This window comes from Holophagales bacterium (assembly GCA_016719485.1).
In the GTDB taxonomy this organism is placed as follows: Bacteria; Acidobacteriota; Thermoanaerobaculia; order UBA5066; family UBA5066; genus UBA5066.
In genome coordinates, this window is record JADJZB010000002.1 from 617,405 (window position 1) to 640,054 (window position 22,650).

Genomic DNA, 22,650 nt, shown 5'->3' on the forward strand with positions numbered 1-22,650 from the left:
GAGTGGAGATGCCCGAAGAGAAGTTCTTCGTCGCCGTGGACGGTCGCCAGCTCGACGGCGAGCAGGACATGGGCCAGGTGCGGCAGATCTGTTCGCAGTACGCCGGACGCCAGGTCATGGTCTGGAACGAGGCGCTCGGGTCGTGGACCGACCCGAAGACGCTCCCGTCGTTCCGCGTCGCCGACATCCCCGCCCCGGCTCCGGCCCCGGCTCCCGCACGGACTGCGGCCCCGGACCCGACCCCCGAGCCGGCCCCGGCTCCCCGGGTGATGCACCCCGCAGCGGAGAGGGCATCCGCCGCCGGTGCGGCCGCCCAGGGCATCATGACCGAGGACGCGGGCGCCCTGAAGGGGCTCCTCGACCTCAAGTTCGAGAGACTCATAGCCCCCAGGCTCGTCCGGCTCCTCTACGTCGTCATCCTGATCCTCTGCGGCCTCGCCGCTCTCGGCGGGATCCTCTCGGGCCTCAAGACGATGTTCGAGGGAATTCGCTTCGGGGTCTTCTTCGTCGTCGTCACCGGCTTCGTGATGATGGTCGTCGGGCCGCTCTTTGCCGCCCTCTACCTCGCGCTCATGCGCGTGCTCCTCGAGGGAGTCCTCGTCCTCTTCCAGATCCGGGAGAAGCTCCCCAAGAGCTGACCCGGCCTCGCATTCACCGCCCTGGAAGCACGAAGGCCGGGCCCACGGGCCCGGCCTTCTGCCGTTCGATGGAAGGGGACGGGAGGCGCTACTTGATCTTCAGGACCCGGGTCTTGGCGATCTTGTCGTGGAGGCCCATCTTGTCGGGGTTGAAGGCGATCATCAGGAACCCGATGTAGAGGATGAAACCGCTGACCATGTAGCCCACGAGGCGCATGAACGCGGTGCCCCACCCGAGCGGCTCCTCGCCGTCCTCACGGACGATCCGCAGGCCCAGCATCTTCTTGCCGGGGGTCGCCCCCTTGTTCGCCCAGAACCAGAGGATGTAGCCGAGTGACGCGGCCATGGTGAGCAGGAACGAGAGGAAGGGCAGGATCGCCGCGAGCGGCCCTGGCCCTCCCTCGCTCATCGCCGAGCGCATCGTGAGGAACATCGTGGGGGCCCAGATGATGCCCATCAGGACCGAGATGATGACGCTGTCGATCAGGTACGCGAGGAACCGGATCCAGAAGCCCGCGGGCTCTCCCTCGATCGGCGCTTCGTCGCCGAAGTAGGCGGGGGGCGCGGGAGCCGGCATCGGCGCGGGAGGCACGGCCGCCGGACGGGAGGACATCGGGGCCGGCGCGGGAGGCGGCATCGGCGCCGGGCGCGGCGCGGCCACCGGAGCCGGAGGCGGCGCGGGCCGGGAGGGAATGGGAGTCGGGCCCGGGATCGGCGTCGGAGGAGGCGCCGGCCGGCGCATCGGCACGGGCTCCGGGGCCGGGGTCGGTTCGTAGGCCGGGGCGACGGGCCGCGGCGGCGGCGGGGCGGAGGGCGGCACGTACGCGGGCGCCGGGGGCGCCGGGGCCGGAGCGGGCGCGGGCTTCATCGGGATTCCCATTCCCTGCACGTCCAGCAGCGCCGTCCCCTCCGGGTCGTAGACGCCCTGGATCTCGAAGACCGTCTTGCCGACGCGGATCTGGTCCCCCGGCTTCAGGCGCTGCTCGGTGACCCGCTGGCCGTTGACCCAGCTGCCGTTCGCGCTGTTGTTGTCGACGAGGATGTGCCCGTCCGGCTCCTCCACGATCCGGGCGTGGTGGCGCGAGACCGCGTGGTCCTCGAGGACGAGACTGTTTTCCTTGCCCCTTCCGATCAGGACCTCTTTTCCCGCGAGCGGGATGGTCTGGTCCTTGAGGGCAGGGTCCGGCGATTCCAGGACTTTCAGGAAAGCCATCGATTCCGCCTCGCTGAAGCTCTCGGGATTTTCGGGGATGATGGACCAGAACCCCGGAAAGCGAAAGGGACGGCCCGGGAGCGCTCGGGCAGAATCGGCCCATGAAGGCCCGCCTCCCCCGCCTCGCGCTCCTGGCCGCGTCCCTCGCGGCTCTCCTCCTGCCGGCCGGCCCGGCCCGTTCCTCGGTGCCCGACGGCCCGCCCGAGGCCCGACTCCTCCGCTTCCCCGACGTCCGGGGAGACGCCGTCGTCTTCGTTTACGCGGGGGACGTCTGGCGCGCACCCGTGTCCGGAGGCGCGGCGCACCGCCTCACCGCACATCCGGGCCTCGAGCTCTTCCCGAAGCTCTCCCACGACGGGAAGTGGATCGCCTTCTCCGCCGAGTACACGGGAACACGGCAGGTCTGGGTCATGCCGGCGTGGGGCGGTCCTCCGAAGCAGCTCACGTTCGCCACGGACGTCGGGCCGCTCCCCCCGCGCGGCGGTTGGGACAACTGGATCCTCGGCTGGACGAAGGACGGCGAGGTCCTCGTCCGGATGAACCGCGTTCCCTGGAACAACCGCATGGGGCGGTACTACCTCGTCGACCCGAAAGGGGGCCTCGAGACTCCTCTGGAGATTCCCGAGGGGGGCTCGGCCTCCTTCTCGCCCGACGGGACCAGGCTCGCCTACTGCCCCGTCGACCGGGAGTTCCGGACCTGGAAGCGAACGAAGGGGGGACGGGCGCAGGACGTCTGGACCTACGACTTCGCGGCGAAGAAATCCGAGCGGCTCACGACCTGGGAAGGGACCGACAACTTCCCGATGTGGTGGGGCGACGCCGTCTACTTCACCTCCGACCGCGAGAAGACCCTGAACCTCTGGCGTCACGACCTGAAGACGAGGGAGACGCGGAAACTGACGTCGTTCACGGAATTCGACGTCCTCTGGCCGAGCCTCGGCGACGGGAAGATCGTCTTCATGAACGGCGGGCTCCTCTTCACCCTCGACCTCGCGACGGAGAAAACCGCCCGCGTCCCGATCACCCTCGGCTCCGACCGCGCGGCCACGGTTCCTGCCTTCCGCGACGTGTCGCCGAACGTCGCCGGGACGGCCCTCTCGCCGAGCGGCGCGCGCGTCGTCCTCGACGCCCGCGGCGACCTCTACTCCGTCCCGGGCAAGGACGGCGCGACCCGCAATCTCACGGCGACGCCCTCCGTCCGGGAGAGGGACCCGGCCTGGTCGCGCGACGGGAAGTGGATCGCGTACCTCTCCGACGAGACCGGCGAGTACGAGATCTGGATCCGCCCGCAGGACGGGTCCGGCGCACCCCGCCGTCTCACGACCGACGGCGCGCCGTGGAAGTTCCGCCCCGTCTTCAGCCCGGACGGCACGAAGATCGCCTGGGGCGACCGGAGCCAGCGACTGCGCGTCGTCGACGTGGCGACCGCGAAGGTGACCGACGCGGACCGGAGCGGCTTCGAGGACATCGACGTCTACTCCTTCTCCCCCGACTCCCGCTGGCTCGTCTACGAGAAGAGCCACCCGACCCGCCTCCCGGGCCTCTGGGTCCACGCGCTCGAGTCGGGGAAGTCCTTCGCCCTCGGCGACGGCCTGACGGCCGACTTCTCGCCCGCCTTCTCTGCCGACGGCAAGTACCTGTTCTTCCTCTCCAACCGCGACTTCACGCCGGCGTTCAGCGCCTTCGAGTTCTCCTACGTCTACCCGAAGGCGACGCGCGTCTACGCGGCCGCCCTGGCCCCTTCCGTGCCGCACCTCTTCCCGCCGAAGAGCGACGAGGAGAAGGGGAAGGAGGAGGGTTCGGGCAAGGATGACCCGAAACCCGGCGCGCGGCAGGCGAAGGAGCACGGAAAGGACCGGGGAAAGCCCGAGAAAGCCGAGGCGAAGAAGACCGTGCCGACACGCGTCGAGATCGTCGCCGACGGCTTCGTCGCCCGGACGGTCGCCCTGCCGGGAGTGATACCCGACGAGATCCGCTCCCTCTCCGCATCCGCCGGCGCCGTCTTCTACCTTCGGGGCAAGGAGGGAGAAGAGGCTCTTTCCCGGTACGACCTGGAAGAGCGAAAAGAGGAGAAGGTCCTCGACTCCGTCGCCTCCTACACCCTCTCGGCCGACGGGAAGAAGCTCCTCTGGCACTCCGGCAAGGACCGTGGCATCTGCGAAGCCCGCGCAGGGCTCTCGTCCGGATCCGGAAAGCTCGACCTCTCCGGACTTCGCGTGAAGCTCGACCTCGGCACCGAATGGGCCCAGATCTGGACGGACGGGACCCGCATCGTCCGGGACTGGTTCTACGACCCCGGGCTCCACGGTGTCGACTGGCCGGTCCTCCTGGCCCGCTACGGAGCGCTCGTGCCGTACGTCGCGGACCGCGCCGACCTCGACTTCCTCCTCGGCGAGCTCGTCTCCGAGCTGGAGGCGGGCCACACGTACGTCTCTTCCGGAGACGACCCGAAGGTCGAGCGGGTGCCGGGAGGCTTCCTGGGTTGCGAGTTCGAGGCGGATCCGGCCGGGCGCTTCCGGATCTCGAGGGTCTTCCCGGGCGAGAACTGGGACGAGGCCTCCCGCTCGCCCCTCACCGAGCCGGGCGCGAACGTCGCCGAGGGGGAGTTCCTCCTCGCCATCGACGGGACCGACCTGACGACCGCGGACAACCCGTTTCGTCTCCTCGAAGGCAAGGCGAAGCGTGCCGTCACCCTCCTCGTGAGCCGGACGCCCACGCGCGAGGGCGCCCGGAGTGTCACCGTGAGGACCATTGCGAGCGAACAGGGGCTCCGCTACCTCGACTGGGTGAAGAGCCGGATGGCCCTCGTCGATCGCCTCTCCGGAGGCCGGGTCGGCTACATCCACCTTCCCGACACCGCTCTCGCCGGCAACCGGATGCTCCAGAAGCTCTTCTATTCACAGGCAGGCAAGCCGGCCCTCCTGATCGACGACCGCTACAACGGCGGCGGTTTCATTCCCGACCGCATGATCGAGATGCTCTCGAGGACGACGCTCGCCTTCTGGGCCCGCCGCGGCGTCGACGCCATGCGCACACCCGGGTTCGCGCACGACGGCCCGAAGGCAATGCTCATCAACGGCTATTCCGCCTCGGGCGGCGACGCCCTTCCGTACTTCTTCCGCAAGGAAGGACTCGGACTGCTCGTCGGAACGCGCACATGGGGCGGCCTGATCGGCCTCTCCGGCAACGCGAAGTTCGTGGACGGCGGCAGTGTCGACGTTCCGACCTTCCGCATCTACGACCACGATGGCAGGTGGGTCGTCGAGAACGAGGGCGTCGCTCCCGACGTCGAGGTCTTCGACACCGCCGAGAAGCGCCTGTCCGGCGGTGATCCGAGCCTCGAGAAGGGTGTGGAGATCCTCCTTGAGGCGCTGTCGAACCGGCCTGCCGAGCGGGTGAAGGCCCCCTCCCCTCCACGCGTCGCTCGCTGACTCGATCGAGACGACCCCCTGGGCGTGGAGAAACACCACGCACGGGGGGATTTCGTGTCGGGAAACGCCTCTCTACGTTGAAATTTTCAACGAACAGCAGTATTTCTCAACATTCCGGGCCCAACGCGCAAGTTGTTTCAACGCAGTTACTTGCAAAAAGCGACCCGACCCCGACCGCTTAAATTCGCAACACCCGCTCTCTATCAGAACTCTGGCCACTGGGTCTAAACTCATCCCCACGAGAGAGATAGGGAAACATCAACACTTTGGCCCCGGGCTTGCGAGATCCTCCACGGGCGGGCAGTACGTCCGCCCCCGGGGGGTACGGAGGCTCATGTTGAAGCCGCAGACCAAGGGACTGCTTCTCGACACGACTCGCTGCATCGGTTGTGGTGCCTGCGCGCTGGCGTGCAAGGAACGCAACAAGCTACCGAAAACATCCGACGACGTCCTGAAGGACGAGCTCTCCGACAAGACCTACTCCGTCGTGAAGCAGGTCGGTCCGCGCTACGTCCGGCGGATGTGCATGCACTGCGTCACGCCGTCGTGCGCGTCGGCCTGTCCGGTCGCCGCGCTCGAGAAGTCGGCTGCGGGGCCGGTCATCTACCACGAGTCGAAGTGCATGGGCTGCCGCTACTGCATGATCGCCTGCCCGTTCGGCATCCCGAAGTACGAGTGGGAGAAGAAGGCTCCCCTCGTCCGGAAGTGCGACCTCTGCGCCGACCGGCTCGAGAAGGGGCTGAAGACGGGCTGCGCCACGGCCTGCCCCACCGGCGCCACGTCCTTCGGCGACAGGGACGCCCTCATCGCCGAGGCGAAAGAGCGCTTCCGCGCGAACCCGGGCCGCTACAACGAACACATCTACGGCATCGAGGAGGTTGGCGGGACCTCGGTTCTGATCATCTCCGACGGCAAGGCCGAGGAGCTCGGCTACCCGGCCGGCCTCGACGGCACGGCGCCCGCGTTCCTGACCTGGCGCGTCCTGAACATCATCCCCGACATCGTCATGACCAGCGCCGTCCTCCTCGGCGGCATCTACTGGATCCGAAACCGCCGCGACGAGGTCGAGGCGGCCGAGGGTTCCCACCACGAGACGCCGAAGGAGCACTGAAGGTGAACGCCATGCCCAAGTTCGAGGTACCCCGGTTCACGTTCTGGCGAGGCGTCCTTCTCGTCATCCTCGCCCTCGGGACCTACTCCACCGTCGTCCGCGTCTTCCAGGGCCTCGCCGGCTCCACGAACCTCTCCGATTCCTTCCCCTGGGGAATCTGGATCGGCTTCGACATCCTCTGCGGCGTCGCCCTCGCCGCCGGCGGCTTCACGATCAGCGCGACGGTCTACATCTTCAATCTCGAGAAGTTCCGGCCGATCGTCCGCCCGGCCATCCTGACCGCGTTCCTCGGCTACGTCCTCGTCATCGTCGCGCTCCTGTACGACCTCGGGCGCCCCTGGAACGTCTGGCACCCGCTCGTCATGTGGAACCCGCACTCGGTCATGTTCGAGGTCGGCTGGTGCGTCACGCTCTACACGACGGTCCTCGCGCTCGAGTTCAGCCCGATCGTCCTCGAGCGCTTCAAGATGACGAAGACGCTGCACGTGATGCACTTCATCATGCCGCTTCTCGTCGTCCTCGGAGTCCTCCTCTCGACGCTGCACCAGTCCTCGCTCGGGTCCTTCTACCTGATCGTCCCGACGAAGCTCCACGCGCTCTGGTACTCGCCGCTCATCCCGCTCTACTTCTTCCTCACGGCGCTCACCCTCGGCTGCGCGATGACGATCGTCGAGTCCTTCCTCTCCCACCGCGCCTTCGGCAAGCAGCTCGAGATGGAGCTCCTCGTCCCTCTCGGGCGCGTGGCGCTCCTCATCCTCGCCCTCACGTCGGTGATCCGCTTCGCGGACTTCCGGCACCGCGGCATCCTCGGGCTCCCCTTCCAGGCGACCTACGAGTCGCGGCTCTGGCTCGCCGAGATGCTCATCGGCGTCCTGGCACCCGGCGTGCTGCTCGCCATCCCGAAGGTCCGCAAGCACACGACGGGCCTCTTCCTGGCGGCGCTCCTCATCGTCATGGGCGTCGTCATGAACCGCCTGAACGTCTCCATCACCGGCATGGAGCGCTCTTCCGGCCAGATCTACGTTCCCGCCTTCACCGAGATCGCCGTCACGCTCTCCGTCGTCGGCGTCGGGTTCCTCATCTTCGCCCTCGCCGTGAAGTTCCTCCCGGTCTTCCCGGAGCACGAGATGAAGGAGGCGCGCCCGATCGTCGTCCCCGCAGGCGGAAACGTCTCCGGCCAGCCGATCCGCTCGCTCCCCGTCCCGGCCCTCGTCGTCGTCGCCCTCGCCTTCTTCGGCGCCGTCGCGCTCGGGGCCGACGGCGTCCGCCGCCGCGAGGTCGACCCTGGACCGCCCGCTCCTTCCGCCACGAAGCCCGAGCTGGCGGCTGCGCTCGCGAGCTTCACGCCGCCGGCCGAGATCGTCTTCCCGCAGGCGCCCGACAGCCCGGGCCCCGCCTCTTTCCGTCACGCCTCGCACGTCGACGCCTCCGCGCCCGACTGCCTCTCCTGCCACGGGAACACCTACTCCTTCCTGGGCCGCAAGGAAGCCCCTCCCGCCGGGCAGATGCACGACACGAAGCACTGCGGCGGCTGCCACGACGGCACGTCGGCGTTCGCCATCGAAGCCGACTGCTCGCCCTGCCACAAGGCCGAGTAGCGGACGGGGACCGGAGAGGGCGGCGATGCAGCGACTCAGGGCCAACTCCCTCGCGGTGCGGCTGACGGGGACCCTCGTCGCCGCTCTCGCCGCCCTTCTCCTCTTCTCCTGGTTCGTCGCGCTCACGCTTCAGAAGCGGTTCGCCGAGACGACCGCCCGCTACAGCGCCCTCGCCCTGTCGGAGACCCTCACCGGCGGACTGCACGGGATGATGCTCGCCAACGACCGGGCCGCGCTCGACAGCTCGGTGCGGTCGATCGCAGAACGCTCGCCGAACATCCGCGTCCGGGTCTTCAACAAGGAAGGGATGATCGTCTACTCCTCCATCCCGACCGAAGCCGGGCAGCGGGTCGACACGACGTCCGAGGCCTGCTTCAAGTGCCATGCCGCGGGACAGCCCATCGCGAAGCTGCCGCCCGGAGACCGGACGCGCACGTTCATCCTCGACGGCATCCCGACCCTCGGCGTCATCCGCCCCATCGAGAACGAGCCGTCCTGCTCGACGGCCGCCTGCCACGCCCACCCGCCCGCCAAGCGCCTCCTCGGCGTCGTCGACGTCTCCATCCAGCTCGTCAAGCAGGACGAGGTCCGTCGCCAGACGACGGCGCTCATGGCCGCGACCGGCGTCGCGACGCTCCTCCTCGTCGCCGCCGTCGTCATCCTCGTCGTGAGGCGGAACGTCCACCGCCCCGTCCGGAGCCTCGCCGAGACGCTCGGCGCCCTGGGAGGCGGCGACTACTCGGCCCGGTACGAGGACGAGTCGATTGCGGAGTTCTCCTTCCTCGGCCACCACGTCAACCGGATGGCGGGCGACCTGCAGAAGGCGAACGCCGAGCTCGTCGACTGGGCCCAGACGCTCGAGCGCCGGGTCGAGGAGAAGACCGGCGAGCTGAAGACGGCGCAGGCCCAGATGATCCGGGTCGAGCGGATGGCCTCCCTCGGAAAGCTCGCCGCCGTCGTCGCCCACGAGATCAACAACCCCCTCGCGAGCGTCGTCACCTACTCGCGCCTCCTCCTGCGGCGTGTCGCCAAGGGCGGGGGCCCGAAGCCGGGCGACGACACCGAGAAGATCCTCGAGGCGATCGCCTCCGAGTCGGCCCGCTGCGGGGAGATCGTCTCGAACCTCCTCCTCTTCGCGCGCCGCACCGGTTCGCGCATGGAGCCGACCGACGTGAACAAGCTCGTCGACCGGTCCCTGTTCCTCCTCAAGCACAAGATGGACCTCGCCCAGGTCCACCCGCAGCTGCACCTCGACACCACGCTCCCCGGCGTCCTCTGCGACCCGTCGCACATCGAGCAGGCGATTCTCGCCCTCGCCATCAACGGCATCGAGGCGATGCCGGACGGCGGCACGCTCGCGATCCGCACCTCCCCACACGGTCCGTCCGGGGCGCGGATCGAGATCTCGGATACGGGTGTCGGCATGGACGACGAGGTCAAGCGACAGATCTTCGAGCCCTTCTTCACGACGAAGGGGGACGGCGACGGCAAGGGCCTCGGCCTCGGCCTCGCCGTCGTCTACGGCATCGTCCAGCGCCACGGCGGCGCGATCGACGTCGAGAGCGCCCCCGGAAGCGGGACCCGCTTCGTCCTCACCCTGCCGGGGACCTCCGCCCCGGGAGAGGAGTCCTGATGTCCGCGCCCGTCAAGCTGATGATCGTCGACGACGAGCCCCACCTGAGGAGCTCTCTCACCTTCTGGTTCCGCGAGGAGGGGTACGACGTCCTCTCGGCCAGCGGCGGCCGCGAGGCGCTCATGACCCTCGTGCGCGAGGCGCCGCAGATCCTCCTCGTCGACATCAAGATGCCGGGGATGGACGGCCTCGAGGTCCTGCGCAAGGTGCGCGAGACCTCACCCGAGACGACCGTCATCATCATGACCGCCTACGCCTCCGTCGAGACCGCCATCCAGGCCCTGAAGGACGGCGCCTACGACTACATCGTCAAGCCGTTCGACCCGGAGGCGATCTCCCGGCTCGTGAGGAAGGCGGCCGAGCGCTACACGCTGATCTCCGAGAACCGCGAGCTGAAGGCCCGCATCGAGGCTGCCGAGCCGGCCCTCGTCACGGCCGGAGGCGGGCCGATGGCCCGCGTCCTCGAGCTCGTCGACCAGGTCGCCCCCACCGACACGAGCGTCCTCGTGACGGGCGAAAGCGGCACCGGCAAGGAGCTCGTCGCGCGGCTCGTCCACAGCCGCAGCCCCCGGCGCTTCGGGCCGCTCAGCGTCGTGAACTGCGGAGCCCTCTCGGAGGGGGTCCTCGAGAGCGAGCTCTTCGGGCACGAGAAGGGGGCGTTCACGGGGGCCGCCTCGCGCCGGCGCGGCAAGGTCGAGATGGCCCACGAGGGGACGCTCTTCCTCGACGAGATCGGCGACGTGCCGCCGAAGGTCCAGGTCGACATGCTCCGCGTCCTCCAGGAGAAGCAGGTCACGCGCGTCGGCGGCAACCAGTCCGTCCCGGTCGACTTCCGCCTCGTCACGGCGACGCACCGGGACCTCGAGGACGAGGTCGCCTCGGGGCGTTTCCGGCAGGACTTCTTCTTCCGGATCCACGTCTTCGTCATCGAGCTCCCCGCGCTCCGCGATCGCCAGGCCGACATCCCCGTCCTCGCCCAGCACTTCCTCGGCCGCTTCGCCAGCGCGATGAACCGCAAGATCGGCGGCTTCTCGCCGGCAGCCCTCGCCGCGATGTCCGACTACCCCTGGCCCGGCAACGTCCGCGAGCTGCAGAACGCCATCGAGCGCGCCGTCGTCCTCTGCAAGGGGGACACCATAGAGGCCTCGCACTTCCCCTTCAGCGGGCCCGCGCCGGCGGCGGTGTCGCTGACGCTCGCCTCCGCCGAGGAAGCGCACATCCGTAAGATCCTCGCCACGATGGGATTCAACGTCGCGCAGGCCGCCCGGGCGCTCGAGATCGACCGCGTGACGCTCTACAACAAGATGCGGAAGTTCGGTATCGACCGACCGTGAAGGTCCGGCTCCTCCACACCGCCGACGTCTCGCCCGGCCACGTGAGGAGCGCCTTCAGCGGCCTGGCGCCGCCTCTCGTGCCGGGTGAGGCGCTGGTCTTCCGCGACTCGCTCGCCGCCTGCTACGACCGCTCGCGGGCGCAGTACGACGCCTTCAGCGTCCTCGAGACCGTCCCCACGCCCGAGCCGGGGTGGCTGAACCTCCTCCTCCTCGGCGGCGACCTCTTCGTTCCGGCCCTCACCTACGTCTTCGGCCTCTCGCACCTCGACGGCGGCCGGGGCATCCTCTCCCTCGCCCGCCTCAGGCCGCCGGAGGAGAACGCGCTGACCGAGGAGATCCTGCTGCACCGTCTTCGCGTGGAGGTCGCGCACGAGCTCGGCCACGCGGCCGGCCTCGTCCACTGCGTCGTGAACGACTGCGCGATGCACCGCTCGCTCTGGCCGGAGAGCGTCGACCTCAAGAACCCCGAGTTCTGCGCTTCCTGCCTCGCGCGCCTTCCCGGGGGGAGGTAGCCGGGTCGAGCCCTGCGGCCTCGACGAGGGCCGTCCAGAGCTTCCCACGCTCCTCCAGGCTCTCCCGGGTCCCCGGGACGGGCGTCGTCGCAGCCGGTGCCCGGTCGAACCAGAAGAGCCCGCTCCGGCCCGCGGCGGCCGCGCTCGCGGCGAGCCAGACGACCGTGTCGGCTCCCTCCTCGGGGCTGCGGAGGATTCCCTTCGTGACCGCGTGGAAGCGTGGAAGAGAGGTCCTCACGGCCGGCGTGTCGGCCCACCCGGGATGCATCGCCGAGAACGTCACGCCGCTGCCGGAGAGCCGTTCGGCGAGGAGCTCGTTCAGGACGACGAGCGCGCGCTTGGTCCGCGCGTACTGGACGACGCCGTCGAAGGGCTCCGGCCCGCCGCGGAAAAGCTCCGCCACGTCGAGGCGCTGCGCGTACATGCCGCCCGAGGAGACGTGGACGACGCGCCCTCCGGTCCGCTCGAGGGCCGGCCGGAGGAGACCCGTCAGGAGGAACGGCCCGACGAGGTTCGTCGCGAGCGTCAGCTCCAGGCCTTCCGGGGTCGAGGCGCGCCGGTCCGGCAGGACTCCGGCGTTGTGGACGAGGACGTCGACGGGCCCGCTTCCGAGGCTCTCCGCGACCCGGCGGACGTCGCCGAGGTCGGAGACGTCGAGGCGGACGACCTCGAGCGCGCGGTTCCCCGTCTCCCGCGAGATCTCCGCCAGTGCCTCGCGCCCGCGAGCCTCGTCCCGGCAAAGCATCACGACGCGCGCGCCGAGGCGCGCCAGGCCCCGTGCCGCCGCCCTCCCGAGGCCGGAGTTCGCCCCGGTCACGAGAGCCGCCTTCCCGGCGAGGTCGACCTCGAGGTCCCGCGGGTCGAACCGGCGGGCGTGACGCCGGTAGCCGTTCCGGTCGAAGGAGAGGACGACCGAAGCGTCGAGAACCGCGTCGAGGAGGCCGGCGAGGAAACCGCTCACGGCACGAGCACCGCAGCCCCTTCGAGCCGCCCCGCTCTCAGGTCCGCGAGCGCCTCGTTCGCGTCGGCGAGCGGATAGGGCCGGACCCGGCTTCTCACTCCGGCGCGCGCCGCGAGCGCCAGGAACTCCTCCCCGTCCCTGCGGGTCAGGTTCGCGACGGAGCGGACGACCCGCTCCCCCCAGAGAAGCGCGTAGGGAAACGCGGGGATGTCCGACATGTGGATGCCACCGCACACGACGACGCCCCCCTTCCGGACCGACCGGAGGGCGGCCGGGACGAGCGCGCCGACCGGCGCGAAGACGAGCGCGGCGTCGAGCGGCACGGGAGGAGGATCGTCCGAGGACCCCGCCCACGCGGCCCCGAGCGAGCGGGCGAACTCCTGCGAGGCGGTGTCGCCCGGCCGCGTGAAAGCGAAGACCGTGCGCCCCTCGAAACGTGCGACCTGCGCCACGAGATGCGCTGCCGCGCCGAAGCCCCATATTCCGACCGTGCGCGGGTCGCCCGCCATCCGCAGAGTCCGGTATCCGATGAGCCCGGCGCAGAGCAGCGGCGCCGCATCGACGTCGGAGAACGCGGCGGGGATCGGGAAGCAGAACCGCTCGTCGGCGACCGTCCTCTCCGCGAACCCGCCGTCGAGGTGGTACCCCGTGAAACGGGCCCCGTCGCAGAGGTTCTCGGCTCCGCTCTCGCAGAACCGGCAGCGGCCGCACGTCGACCCGAGCCACGGAACGCCGACCCTCTCGCCCGGAGCGAAGCGCGAAGCCCCCGCGCCGCACGCCTCCACGACGCCGACGATCTCGTGCCCGAGGACGAGCGGGAGCTTCGGCTTCGCGAGCTCGCCGTCGAGGACGTGGAGATCCGTCCGGCAGACGGCGCAGGCCGAGACGCGGAGGAGGAGCTGCCCGTGCCCTGGCGTGGGGTCGGGGACGACCGCCGCACGGAGCGGCCGGCCGGGCGCGTCGAGAAGCATCGCCTTCATCGCAGCCTCCCCTTCCGGTGGAACGGCCCCGCGCCCGCAGCGCTCTCTGGCCCAGGGCGGGGATCGGTCACGTCTCGGCGGTCTGTCGGGCCGGGGGCCCAAAGACGAAAAACGGGAGGGCCATGGCCCTCCCGGTTGATTTCATGGAGCGGGACACGAGGGTCGAACTCGCGACATCTACCTTGGCAAGGTAGCGCTCTACCACTGAGCTAGTCCCGCCCACGGGACCGGCGGAAAGTAGCGAAAAAGCGGCTTCCTGTCAAGGCGCACGGCGTCTCGGGAAGAGGCGCGGACGGGGTGCGGGCTCGTCGATCTTCACGCACGCTTCCCGGTGTCCCGCGCGGCACGCGGCACCATAGAGCTCGCGGGCCTCTTCGGTCCGCCCGAGTCCCTTCTCGAGGATCCGGCCACCTTCCCAGCCCGCGTACGCCGAGAGCGGGCTGTGGGGAATCGCGGCCCGGCGATACCAGAGGACCGCCGCCTCCAGGTCGCCGAGCGCGGCGCTCTCGTCGCCGATGAGAGAGGCCGCCGCCGCGCCGAGGGCCCCCGGGGGACTGCTGTTCACGACGGTCGTCGCGTCCGCGATCGCCGCGGCGCTCTGCCGCTCCATCCGTTGCAGGACGGCTCTCCCGAAGAGCGCGTAATGGTCAGCGGGATCGCGCGCCAGCGAGCTCGCGATCCGTCCCGCCGCTTCCCGCCGCGCATCCCCGTAGGCGAGTGCCAGCTCCCAGCCCTCGAGTCCGCCCCGTCCCCTTCTCCCGCTGGCCAGACCTGCGAGGAGCCGGACCGCCCACGGTCCCTTCTCGCCGGCCTTCTGCGCCGAGAGAAGCTGGCGAAGGGCCTCGTCGTCGTGGCCGTCGAGGTAGGAGAGCCCGCCGAGGGCATAGAGCTGGAGCCCTCGGGAACCCTGTCCTCCCGCACCGTTCTCGAGGCTCTCCCGCGCCGCCTGAAGGGCCGCCTCAAAGTCTTCCCTGCTCGGGCGCTCGCCCCTCCTCTGGACCGGGTCGAGCCGGGCGTGCGCCGCGCGGAGGGAACCGCCTCCGGCTCCGTCGCCGGAGTGCCCCGGCGGCGGGGGGCCTCCGGGGGGAGACGGGACGCCCGTCGATCCGAAGCCCGGACCCGGCCGCCCCCGGGTGTCCGCGTCAGCCGGCGCCGGAATCGCCGCGAGGGCTGGGGCCGTGCTCGAAGCGGCCACGGGGGGTGGCGTCGGTACCCGACGCCTCGCGACCTTCGCCTCTCCCGCCGGCGGTTGCGGTGGCGCGACGGTCGGGGCGGGTGCGGGAACCTGCGCCACTGCCGCCGTGTCCGGGCGGGACCTCGGAGTCAGGAACCAGACCCCCGCGAGGAGGGCAGCGGCCGCCGTCGCTCCGGCCACCGCGGTGAGCGTCCGCCGCGTGGGCTGCGGGGACGTGGAGATCGTGGCCTCGTTCGTCAGGTCGGGCTTCTGCACCACAGCGCCAGCGGCGCGCCGCTTCGGCGTCGCATGGGTGGCGGCTGGAAAGGTCCCGGCTGCGGCGTTCCACGGCATCGTCGCGCGCTCGAGGTCGAGGCCGGTCCCGGTCGGGACGAATGCGAACAGCTGCCGGGCGAAGGCGCGTCCGGTCGGCGGGCGGCGCTCCGGCTCCTTGGCGAGGGCCTGCTCGAAGATCGGGTCGAGGCCGGCCGGGAGACCGTGGACCGACGACGAGAGAAGCGGGGCCGGCGCCGTCACGTGCTGGTGCATCAGCGCGAGCGCGCTCTCGCCGTCGAACGGAGGTCTGCCGGACAGGAGCTCGTAGGCGAGAACGGCGAGGGCGTAGAGGTCGGAGGCGGGCGTCGCCGGCTTTCCCTGCGCCTGCTCGGGCGCCATGTAGATCGGCGTCCCGACGACCATTCCGGTCGCCGTGAGACCCGTCGGGCTCTCCACCATCTTCGCGATGCCGAAGTCGGCCAGGGCAAGGCGGTCGTCCCTGCGGATCAGGACGTTCGCGGGCTTGACGTCGCGGTGGAGGATTCCCGCCGCGTGCGCCGCGTCGAGGGCGTCGGCCAGCTGGTGAATCCAGGAGACGGCCTGAGCGAAGGGGATCGGAGAGCCCATCATCCGGTCGCGAAGCGTTCCGCCGTCGAGGTACGGCATCACGAGGTACGGCACGCCCTCCTCGTCGCCGTAGTCGTAGACCGGAAGGACGTTCGGGTGGTCGAGCGAAGCGACGAGCCGCGCCTCCCGGTGGAATCGCTCCCGGAAGTGCCCGTCCCGAAGGTGCGCGGAGTGGATCACCTTCACGGCGACCGTCCGCCCGAGGCGCTCGTCCGCCGCCCGCCACACCTCGGCCATCCCGCCCTGCCCGAGGAGCTCCTCGAGCCGGTAGCGGCCGAGGCGGCGTCCCTTCTGGGTCATGCGTCGACCTCGCGGGAGGCGCACGCCTCCCCCCGCGGGAACAGACGCCTTCCGGCCTTCCTCCGTTTACCCACGACCCTCAATACGGATCCGACGCGATCATCGTCTGGAAGCTGCCGTCCGACGTCACGGCGTCGTTCAGCACCCCGTAAGCCACGAACGTGTCGTCGCCCGCGGTCCTCCGGACGACGGCGGTGAACCGCTTCACCGAGGCCGGCGCCCCGGCGAGCGCGTGGACGCGGGACCACTGGACCCAGTCGCCGACGGCGAGCCGGACGGTGAGCGGGGAGCCCGCGGCGGCTCCCGTGTCGGCGTCGTAGAGCCGCGCCTCGAGCGTGATCGGCAGCTCCGAGCCTCCCCCCGTGTTCACGACGGCGAGGTTCGACCGGACGCCGTCGTCCTGGGCGAGCCCCGGTACGAGCGCCGCGGTCCGGGCCCCGCCTCCTGCCGCGACCGCCGTGTAGAAGAGCCCGAAGGCGCCTCCGGTCGCGGCGTCGGTGTTCGGCGTCGTCGTCCGGGCGAGGACGACCGTGGACGGCGCGTCGATCCCCGTGAGGTACCGGAACGTGACCGTCAGCGTTCCCGCCTGCGGCGCGGTCGTCCCGGCCGGAATCTGCATCCCCTTCGACCGCAGGTAGGCGAGGACGTCGGGGATCGTCACCTGCTGGCGGGCCGCCACGTCGACCGTCACGACCGGGACGCCACCGACCTCTCCGAAACCCGGAGCCGGCCTGTAGACGAGGTCCACCGGGGTCGCGATGGAGCCGTCGTTCACCAGCGTCACTTCCGTCGTGTAGTGCGAGCCCGCTTCTCCGTAGACGTCGAGAACGACGGGAACGATCACGGTCCGCGCCGCGGCGAGGCCGCCGGGACGGAAGGCCGGCAGGTAGCTCCCGTCCGACGTCTTCGCGTCGTTCACGACGCCGTACGCCGTGAAGGCGCCGACGCCCGCCGTCCGGCGGATCCGGGCGTACCCGAACGAGCCGTCGGGAAGGCCGGCGAGGCCGAGGATGCCGTTCCACTGCGTCCATTCGCCGGGAGCCAGCGTTCTCACGAGCGGCGCGCCCGCGGGAACCCCGTTCGCGGAATAGACCTGCACCGAGAGCTCGATCGGATCGTCGCCGCGCCCGGGAACGTGGACCGCCGCGAGGTTCGACCGCGCTTCTCCCGTGGCGGACCGGAGGCCGTAGACCGTCGCCTCCTCCTCCGGCGCGTCGAGGTCGGAGGGCGCGCCATAGAAGAGCCCGAAGGTGCCGCCGGAGGCGGACCTCGTGTAGGTCCGGGCGATGAGGTAGGTGTCGTCGACGTTCCGGGCCCCGTTCCCGAGCGTGACGCTCCCCGCGACGGGCGACTCCGGCGTCGCCGCCGGAATCGCCATCCCGAGGGATCTCAGGTAGGTGAGCGCGTCGGCCGCGCGGATCTCGCGCCCCGCGGGGATCGTGAGGCTCGCGGTCTTCGGCGCGAGCGAACCGTTCGTCCCCGCGAATCCCGGGGACGGCGTGTAGGTGATGGGGAACGAGGTGTCCGTTGCCGCTCGTGAGCCGACGACGAGCTCCGAGAGGAACCGCGCGCCGCCGGCCCCGACGACGTCGAGGACGACCGGCAGCGTGCGCACTCCGGGCCGCGTCGTAGCGACGTACGTCCCGTGCCCCGCCGTGCCGACGAGGAGGTTCTCCCCTCCCGCCCCGTCCCCGTTCGGGCCCATGTTGCGGACGACGGTGACCGAGGCCCCTGGCGGCAGGCCCGCGGTTTCCGGGCTCCACGCACCATCCCGCTTCAGGGCGAGGCCGCGCGCACCCGCGGCCGCCCAGAGCCGCCCGCCGGAGAGGTCGATCGAGTAGACCGGCGCCGCGTTCAAACCCGCCGAGTCCTTGCGGAAGAAGCTCCCTGCCGGACGCCGGTAGACGCCCCCGGTCGCGAGGCCGACGAACGCTTCCCCGGCATCGCCTCCGAGCGAGGCGACGAGGCCCGCGCCGGGCAGGCCCGCGGAGACCTCGGCCCACGGCCCCGAGCCCCTCGAGAAGAGGCCCTCGGCCATCGCCACCCAGAGCGCGCCGCCGAAGGAGCGGACGGCGTACACGGTGCCGCTTCCGGTGTAACCGCCGACCGGCTCCGAGGACCACGACGCGCCGGAGAACCGCCAGAGCCCCGTCGTAACGGTACCGCCGAAGATCGCGCCCGCGTGCGACGCGAGGGTCGACGGCAGGCTCACGGGGGAGAGGCCGGCCGAGAGCGCCGAAGCGGCGGACACCGTGACGATGTACGGGCCGCAGCTCGTGGCCACGAGCAGCTCGGGCTGGATTCCCGAGGTTCGCGCCACGGCGGTCGCCTCCCCGCAGCCGTCGGGGAGCCGGGCGAGCGCCGGCGGCTCGCTCGAAGGCCCTCCCTGCGGCAGGTTCACGAAGGTCGCGCCGCTGCCTGACGAGGTCGCGACGGCCTGGGTCGCGAAGCCCTCGGGAGCGACCGGCGGCACGATGTCGGTGACGACGGCCGCCGGATGCGGCCCAACGAGCGGGGTCCAGCCCGACCCCTGACGCCGGTAGAGGCCCCCGCCGGCCGTTCCGAGAACGAGGTCGGCGCCGAGGTCGAGGAAGGCCTGCGCGCCGCGTGGCAGGAGGCCGCTCCGGTCGGCGGACCACGCCGAGCCCGCGCGGACGAGCACGCCCGCGTCGGCCGTCGCGGCCCGCAGCGCGCCGCCCCACGTCGTCAGCGCCCTGACGTCGTGCCCCCCGAACGCCGCGTCCGCGATCCAGGAGCTTCCGTTCCAGACGTAGAGAGTGACGTTGGTCCCGGCCCAGAGCGTGCCGCCGAACGTCGCGAGAGCGCGGAAGCCCTCCGCCGGCCCGACGCCGCCCGCGAGGGAGACCCAGCCGGCGCCTGTCCATCGCGCGGCGATCCCCGTCGAGAGACCGACAACGAGCCCAGCGGGGTCGGGGAGCATCGTCGTCACGATCCCGGCTCCCGGAGAGGGGGCGGCGGTCCACGTCCCGCCCGTCCTGCGCCACGCGCCGAGGCCACCGGCCCAGAGGACGCCCGCCGCATCGACGGCCACCGTCGTCGGAAATGCAGCCGAGGACGGGAGCGTCTCGACCGTCCACGTTCCCGCGGCCGAGCGCCGCCAGAGCTCTTCCCCGGTCGCCGCCCAGGTCTCTCCGTTCAGGACCGCGACCGAGGAGACCGGCTTGCCGGCGAGGCCATCGAGCGCCCAGCCTTCCGTGAGGGAAGTCCCGCGAAAGACGCCGCTCGCCGTGCCCGCCCAGAAGACCCCGCCCGAGGCCACGAGGCACCGGACGTCGCCGCCCAGTGGATACCCGACGTCGGGCACGAGCCGCAGGCCCGCTTGCGCTCCGGCGGGAACGAGCATCGCCAGGAGCAGAACCGCGGGCCCCGCGATCCGTCTTCCGATTCCGGTTCCTTCACGTGGCATCGAATGCTCCTCGTATCCAGTCGATCGTTCCGGCGTCGCCCTCGATCGCCACCACGTCGAACCGCACCTCGCGCCGGGCGCCCGAAGGGTTCTCCGCGAGCCAGGCACGCGCCGCCGAGAGGAGCCTCCTCCTCTTCAGGGGAGTGACGGCCTCGGCCGGCGCCCCACGCGAGGCATCCCGCCGCCACTTCACCTCGACGAAGACGACCGTCCCGCCGTCCCCGGCCACCAGGTCGATCTCTCCCCCGCCCACCCGGACGTTGCGCGCGAAGACGGTCAGCCCACGCCCTTCCAGGAACAGGGCCGCCTCGTCCTCGCCGCCGCGCCCCTTCGGCGTCGTCGGAGCACGTGCAGAACCGGCCGGGCGCGGCACCACGCGCCGCCTGCGCGACAGGCCCAGCGCCGCGAGCCGTTCCTTCCATCCGGGTGACACCGGTCGAGGATAATCGACGGATGGACGACGTCTTCGTGATCCAGTGTCCTGACTGCGAGTCCACCCTGAAGGTCGACCGCGAGACCGGAGCCGTCCTCGCGCACGAGCCCGCCGTCGTGAAGAGGAAGCTCGGTTCGCTCGAGGAGGCCGCCGCGGAGAACACGCGCCGCACGGAGCGGGCCGCCGATCTCTTCGCCGCCTCCTTCGAGCGGGAGAAGCACAAGAGCGAGATTCTCGAGAAAACCTTCCGCGAGGCGCTCGAGAAGGCCCAGAAGGAGCCCGCAGGGCGTCCGCGCAGCCCGTTCGACGACGACTGATCCGGAACGTCCCGCCGGCCGGGAGATCGTCTGCTCCCGGTGGGTCTCTAGAGGTCCTTCTTGTTCATGTACCAGAGGAGCCCGCCGAAGACCCCGAAGAGCGCCAGCGCGAGGAAGATCCAGACGTCCCACATCGGCCACTTGTTGCCGTACTTGTTCTGGAGAGCCCAGTAGACGGCGCCGCCCCCGAAAATGAGGGCGGCCCACGCGAGCCCCTTCCAGAAGACCCGCAGCGCATCCTCGGACTGCTGCGTGTTCTGGAGCTTCTCGATCGCCGCCTGCCGTTTCCGGCGCTCGATCTCGCGGCGGTGGGCTTTCATCCCCTCGGTCACGAGCTCGGGGCGCGACACCGGGCGGGTCGTTTCCGGCACGGCCCGCCGGACCGGCGCCGTCGCGTGAGTGGGGTCCAGCTTCTTCGTCGGTCCCGTGACGTACGGGTTCGACGGCGGTCTCGCGTCCGGTTTCTTCGGCTCCGCCACCATTCCTCCTCGCGCCTTCCCGTCAGCCTGCCGCAGCCCCGGGGTGCGCGGGAAGCGCCGCCGCCGCCAGCTCCAGGACGTCGAACGGCTGCGTCTTCCCTTCCATCTCGGTCTGGGCGTTCCCCAGCATGACCATGCAGAACGGGCAGGAGACGCCGACGAGGTCGGTGCCCGCCTCCTCGATCTCGGCGTAGCGGGCCTGGTTGACCCTCGTCCCGATCTTCTCGTCGAGCCACATGCGCCCGCCGCCGGCGCCGCAGCAGAGGCCGTTGCGGCCGGAACGGGGCAGCTCGGTGAGGGTCAGGCCCGGGATCGCATCCAGGACGTTGCGCGGCGCGTCGTAGACGTCGTTGTGGCGCCCGAGGTAGCAGGCGTCGTGGAACGAGATCGTCTTCGGCAGGGCCTGCGTCAGCTTCACCCGCCCCTCGGCCAGGAGCCGGGCGACGAGCTCGGTCCCGTGCATCACCTCGAACGTCCCGCCGAAGTCGGGGTACTCGTTGCGCAGCGTGTTGAAGCAGTGCGGGCAGTTCGTGACGATCTTCTTCACGCCGTACCCGTTGAGCGTCTCGACGTTCTGCTGCGCGAGCGTCTGGAAGAGGTACTCGTTCCCGAGGCGCCGGGCCGAGTCGCCGTTGCACGTCTCCTCGGAGCCGAGGATCGCGAACCTCACGCCCCCCTCGTGGAGGAGCTTCGCCAGGGCGCGGGAGACCTTCTTCCCGCGGTCCTCGTACGAGCCGGCGCAGCCGACCCAGAAGAGGACCTCGACCCGCGCTCGCTCGGCCTCGTCCATCGCTCCCAGAACGGGGATCTCGAAGTCCAGCTCGGCCGTCCAGGCGTCGCGGTCGGCGGCCGGCAGGTTCCAGGGGTTACCCTGGCGCTCCATCCCGTTGAAGGCCGTCTGCGCCTCCTTCGGGAACTCGCTCCTCTCGAGGACGAGATGGCGCCGCATGTCGACGATCTTGTCGGTGTAGGTGATTCCGACCGGGCAGGCCGACTCGCAGTAGCGGCACGTCGTGCAGGCCCAGATCGTCTCTTCGTCGACCCACCCGCCGATGAGGGGCTTGCGCTCCTCGAGCCGTGCCTGAGCCGCCGCGTCGCCCCGGGCGGAGGCCACGTCGACGAGATCGCCCGCGACGGAGTAGAGCGCGCTGCGCACGTCCTTCATGAAGCCCTTCGGCGTGAGCGGCTTGCCGGTCAGGTGCGTCGGGCAGACCTCGCGGCAGCGCCCGCACTCCGTGCAGGTGAACATGTCGAGGCGCTGTTTCCAGGTGAAGTCCTCGACCCTCGCCACGCCGAACTTCTCGGCCTCCGCCGCCTTCTCGATGTCGACCATCGAGAGCTTCCCGGGCGCGTCGAGCTTCCTCAGGAAGATGTTCGGCAGGGCGGTGAGGACGTGGAAGTGCTTGGCGAACGGGAGGTAGTTCAGGAAGCCGAAGACCGCCACGAGGTGGAGCCACCAGCAGGAGAAGTAGATGGTCTCGAGCGTCCCCGGGGCCGTTCCCGAGATGAGCGTCGAGAGGGCCGCCGTCACGGGCTCCCAGGCCGAGGCGTGCCCGGGAGTCAGCGCGAACATCGCGGCGCCGGCGAGGAGGTCGGTCGCCATGAGGAAGCCGATCAGGCAGAGGATGAAGCCGGCGTCGAACGAGGGGTCGAGCCGCTCGCGGCGGAAAACGTACCGCCGCCCCAGGGCCAGGAGGACGCCGGCGAGGGTCGTCACGAGGACGACGTCCTTCAGCAGGAGGTAGGCCTGCCATGCGCCCGCGGGGAGAAAGGGCATCCCCGCCTTCGGGAAGAGCCCTTCGAGGACGAGCGACAGCGTCCTCACGGAGAGGACGACGAAGCCGCTGAAGATGAGCATGTGGTAGAGGCCGGCATAGCCGTCCCACCACATCTTCTTCTGGAAGATCCCGAGCTCCAGGAGACCCCGGAGCCGTTCGAGAGGCCTGTCCCACCGCACGTCCGGCGGGCCTCCGATCGTCAGGAGCTGCCAGCGCCGCGAGGCGGTGTAGGCGAACGCCGCGATCGAGCCGAGAAGGACCAGCGCGAACAGGAGGGTCCCGGGGACCCCGAAATAGGTGGCTTCGGTCGGCATCATCACCGGAAAGGATATCGCAGGGGGAGCGGTTCCGAGCCCGCGAAACCGCCCCGCCGGAGCGGCGCGGACGGGGTGTATCATCACGGCTAAGTTTCGAAGGCCCAACGAATC

Annotated in this window: 16 protein-coding genes and 1 tRNA gene; 8 read left to right on the forward strand and 9 right to left on the reverse strand. The window is 70.6% G+C overall.

Features of this window, described 5'->3' with window-relative positions:
- Positions 1-8 precede the first annotated feature (8 nt).
- Complete coding sequence (locus IPN03_02755; protein MBK9372670.1) at positions 9-638, forward strand: DUF4282 domain-containing protein; 630 nt, start codon at positions 9-11, stop codon at positions 636-638.
- A gap of 88 nt (positions 639-726) precedes the next feature.
- On the opposite strand, the gene IPN03_02760 is transcribed toward IPN03_02755, so the two are convergent.
- On the reverse strand, positions 727-1,851 hold the full coding sequence (locus tag IPN03_02760) for an RDD family protein (protein MBK9372671.1): 1,125 nt from the start codon (positions 1,849-1,851) through the stop codon (positions 727-729).
- A gap of 101 nt (positions 1,852-1,952) precedes the next feature.
- Here IPN03_02760 and IPN03_02765 point away from each other — a divergent pair, with 101 nt between their 5' ends.
- The 6 genes from IPN03_02765 (at position 1,953) to IPN03_02790 (ending at position 11,470) form a co-directional block, all read left to right on the forward strand.
- Entirely contained in the window at positions 1,953-5,282 is a 3,330-nt protein-coding gene (locus IPN03_02765; protein MBK9372672.1) for a PD40 domain-containing protein, read from the forward strand.
- A gap of 334 nt (positions 5,283-5,616) precedes the next feature.
- Complete coding sequence (locus IPN03_02770) at positions 5,617-6,393, forward strand: 4Fe-4S dicluster domain-containing protein (GenBank protein ID MBK9372673.1); 777 nt, start codon at positions 5,617-5,619, stop codon at positions 6,391-6,393.
- Positions 6,394-6,404: 11 nt separating this feature from the next.
- Positions 6,405-7,991, forward strand: coding sequence for a Ni/Fe-hydrogenase cytochrome b subunit (hybB, locus tag IPN03_02775; GenBank protein MBK9372674.1), 1,587 nt, complete (start codon positions 6,405-6,407; stop codon positions 7,989-7,991).
- 25 nt (positions 7,992-8,016) lie between these two features.
- A complete protein-coding gene (locus IPN03_02780; protein MBK9372675.1) occupies positions 8,017-9,624 on the forward strand; it encodes a HAMP domain-containing protein in 1,608 nt (535 codons plus the stop codon).
- Positions 9,624-10,958 carry a sigma-54-dependent Fis family transcriptional regulator gene (locus IPN03_02785; protein ID MBK9372676.1) on the forward strand — a complete coding sequence of 445 codons (1,335 nt, stop codon included), beginning with the start codon at positions 9,624-9,626 and terminating at the stop codon, positions 10,956-10,958. The genes IPN03_02780 and IPN03_02785 overlap by 1 nt, the downstream gene beginning before the upstream one ends.
- A complete protein-coding gene (locus tag IPN03_02790) occupies positions 10,955-11,470 on the forward strand; it encodes a peptidase M54 (GenBank protein MBK9372677.1) in 516 nt (171 codons plus the stop codon). Before IPN03_02785 ends, IPN03_02790 begins: the two co-directional genes overlap by 4 nt.
- On the opposite strand, the gene IPN03_02795 is transcribed toward IPN03_02790, so the two are convergent.
- The 6 genes from IPN03_02795 to IPN03_02820 all read right to left on the reverse strand — a co-directional run bounded on the left by IPN03_02795 (position 11,415) and on the right by IPN03_02820 (position 19,588).
- Complete coding sequence (locus IPN03_02795; GenBank protein ID MBK9372678.1) at positions 11,415-12,431, reverse strand: SDR family NAD(P)-dependent oxidoreductase; 1,017 nt, start codon at positions 12,429-12,431, stop codon at positions 11,415-11,417. The genes IPN03_02790 and IPN03_02795 overlap by 56 nt on opposite strands.
- Entirely contained in the window at positions 12,428-13,411 is a 984-nt protein-coding gene (locus IPN03_02800; protein ID MBK9372679.1) for a zinc-dependent alcohol dehydrogenase family protein, read from the reverse strand. The genes IPN03_02795 and IPN03_02800 overlap by 4 nt, the downstream gene beginning before the upstream one ends.
- A 144-nt stretch (positions 13,412-13,555) precedes the next feature.
- A tRNA-Gly gene (locus IPN03_02805) sits at positions 13,556-13,630 on the reverse strand.
- A 40-nt stretch (positions 13,631-13,670) separates the two neighbouring features.
- Complete coding sequence (locus IPN03_02810; protein ID MBK9372680.1) at positions 13,671-15,788, reverse strand: serine/threonine protein kinase; 2,118 nt, start codon at positions 15,786-15,788, stop codon at positions 13,671-13,673.
- Positions 15,789-15,867: 79 nt separating this feature from the next.
- On the reverse strand, positions 15,868-19,215 hold the full coding sequence (locus tag IPN03_02815) for a hypothetical protein (protein ID MBK9372681.1): 3,348 nt from the start codon (positions 19,213-19,215) through the stop codon (positions 15,868-15,870).
- Positions 19,205-19,588: a YraN family protein gene (locus tag IPN03_02820; protein MBK9372682.1), complete on the reverse strand. Its 384-nt coding sequence runs from the start codon at positions 19,586-19,588 to the stop codon at positions 19,205-19,207. Before IPN03_02820 ends, IPN03_02815 begins: the two co-directional genes overlap by 11 nt.
- 80 nt (positions 19,589-19,668) lie before the next feature.
- Here IPN03_02820 and IPN03_02825 point away from each other — a divergent pair, with 80 nt between their 5' ends.
- Entirely contained in the window at positions 19,669-19,965 is a 297-nt protein-coding gene (locus IPN03_02825; GenBank protein MBK9372683.1) for a hypothetical protein, read from the forward strand.
- A 47-nt stretch (positions 19,966-20,012) separates the two neighbouring features.
- Here the strand turns inward: IPN03_02825 and IPN03_02830 are convergent, their stop codons facing one another.
- Together IPN03_02830 and IPN03_02835 are read right to left on the reverse strand one after the other, a co-directional pair.
- Complete coding sequence (locus IPN03_02830) at positions 20,013-20,444, reverse strand: hypothetical protein (protein ID MBK9372684.1); 432 nt, start codon at positions 20,442-20,444, stop codon at positions 20,013-20,015.
- Positions 20,445-20,466: 22 nt separating this feature from the next.
- Positions 20,467-22,536 carry a (Fe-S)-binding protein gene (locus IPN03_02835; GenBank protein MBK9372685.1) on the reverse strand — a complete coding sequence of 690 codons (2,070 nt, stop codon included), beginning with the start codon at positions 22,534-22,536 and terminating at the stop codon, positions 20,467-20,469.
- Positions 22,537-22,650: the final 114 nt, after the last annotated feature.

Coding starts and splice junctions, on each gene's coding strand:
- IPN03_02800 (MBK9372679.1), bottom strand. CDS start 13,411: ATGAAGGCGATGCTTCTCGACGCGCCCGGCCGGCCGCTCCGTGCGGCG.
- IPN03_02785 (MBK9372676.1), top strand. CDS start 9,624: ATGTCCGCGCCCGTCAAGCTGATGATCGTCGACGACGAGCCCCACCTG.
- IPN03_02755 (MBK9372670.1), top strand. CDS start 9: ATGCCCGAAGAGAAGTTCTTCGTCGCCGTGGACGGTCGCCAGCTCGAC.
- IPN03_02810 (MBK9372680.1), bottom strand. CDS start 15,788: ATGACCCAGAAGGGACGCCGCCTCGGCCGCTACCGGCTCGAGGAGCTC.
- IPN03_02835 (MBK9372685.1), bottom strand. CDS start 22,536: ATGCCGACCGAAGCCACCTATTTCGGGGTCCCCGGGACCCTCCTGTTC.
- IPN03_02770 (MBK9372673.1), top strand. CDS start 5,617: ATGTTGAAGCCGCAGACCAAGGGACTGCTTCTCGACACGACTCGCTGC.
- IPN03_02825 (MBK9372683.1), top strand. CDS start 19,669: ATGGACGACGTCTTCGTGATCCAGTGTCCTGACTGCGAGTCCACCCTG.
- IPN03_02760 (MBK9372671.1), bottom strand. CDS start 1,851: ATGGCTTTCCTGAAAGTCCTGGAATCGCCGGACCCTGCCCTCAAGGAC.
- IPN03_02815 (MBK9372681.1), bottom strand. CDS start 19,215: ATGCCACGTGAAGGAACCGGAATCGGAAGACGGATCGCGGGGCCCGCG.
- hybB (MBK9372674.1), top strand. CDS start 6,405: ATGCCCAAGTTCGAGGTACCCCGGTTCACGTTCTGGCGAGGCGTCCTT.
- IPN03_02780 (MBK9372675.1), top strand. CDS start 8,017: ATGCAGCGACTCAGGGCCAACTCCCTCGCGGTGCGGCTGACGGGGACC.
- IPN03_02765 (MBK9372672.1), top strand. CDS start 1,953: ATGAAGGCCCGCCTCCCCCGCCTCGCGCTCCTGGCCGCGTCCCTCGCG.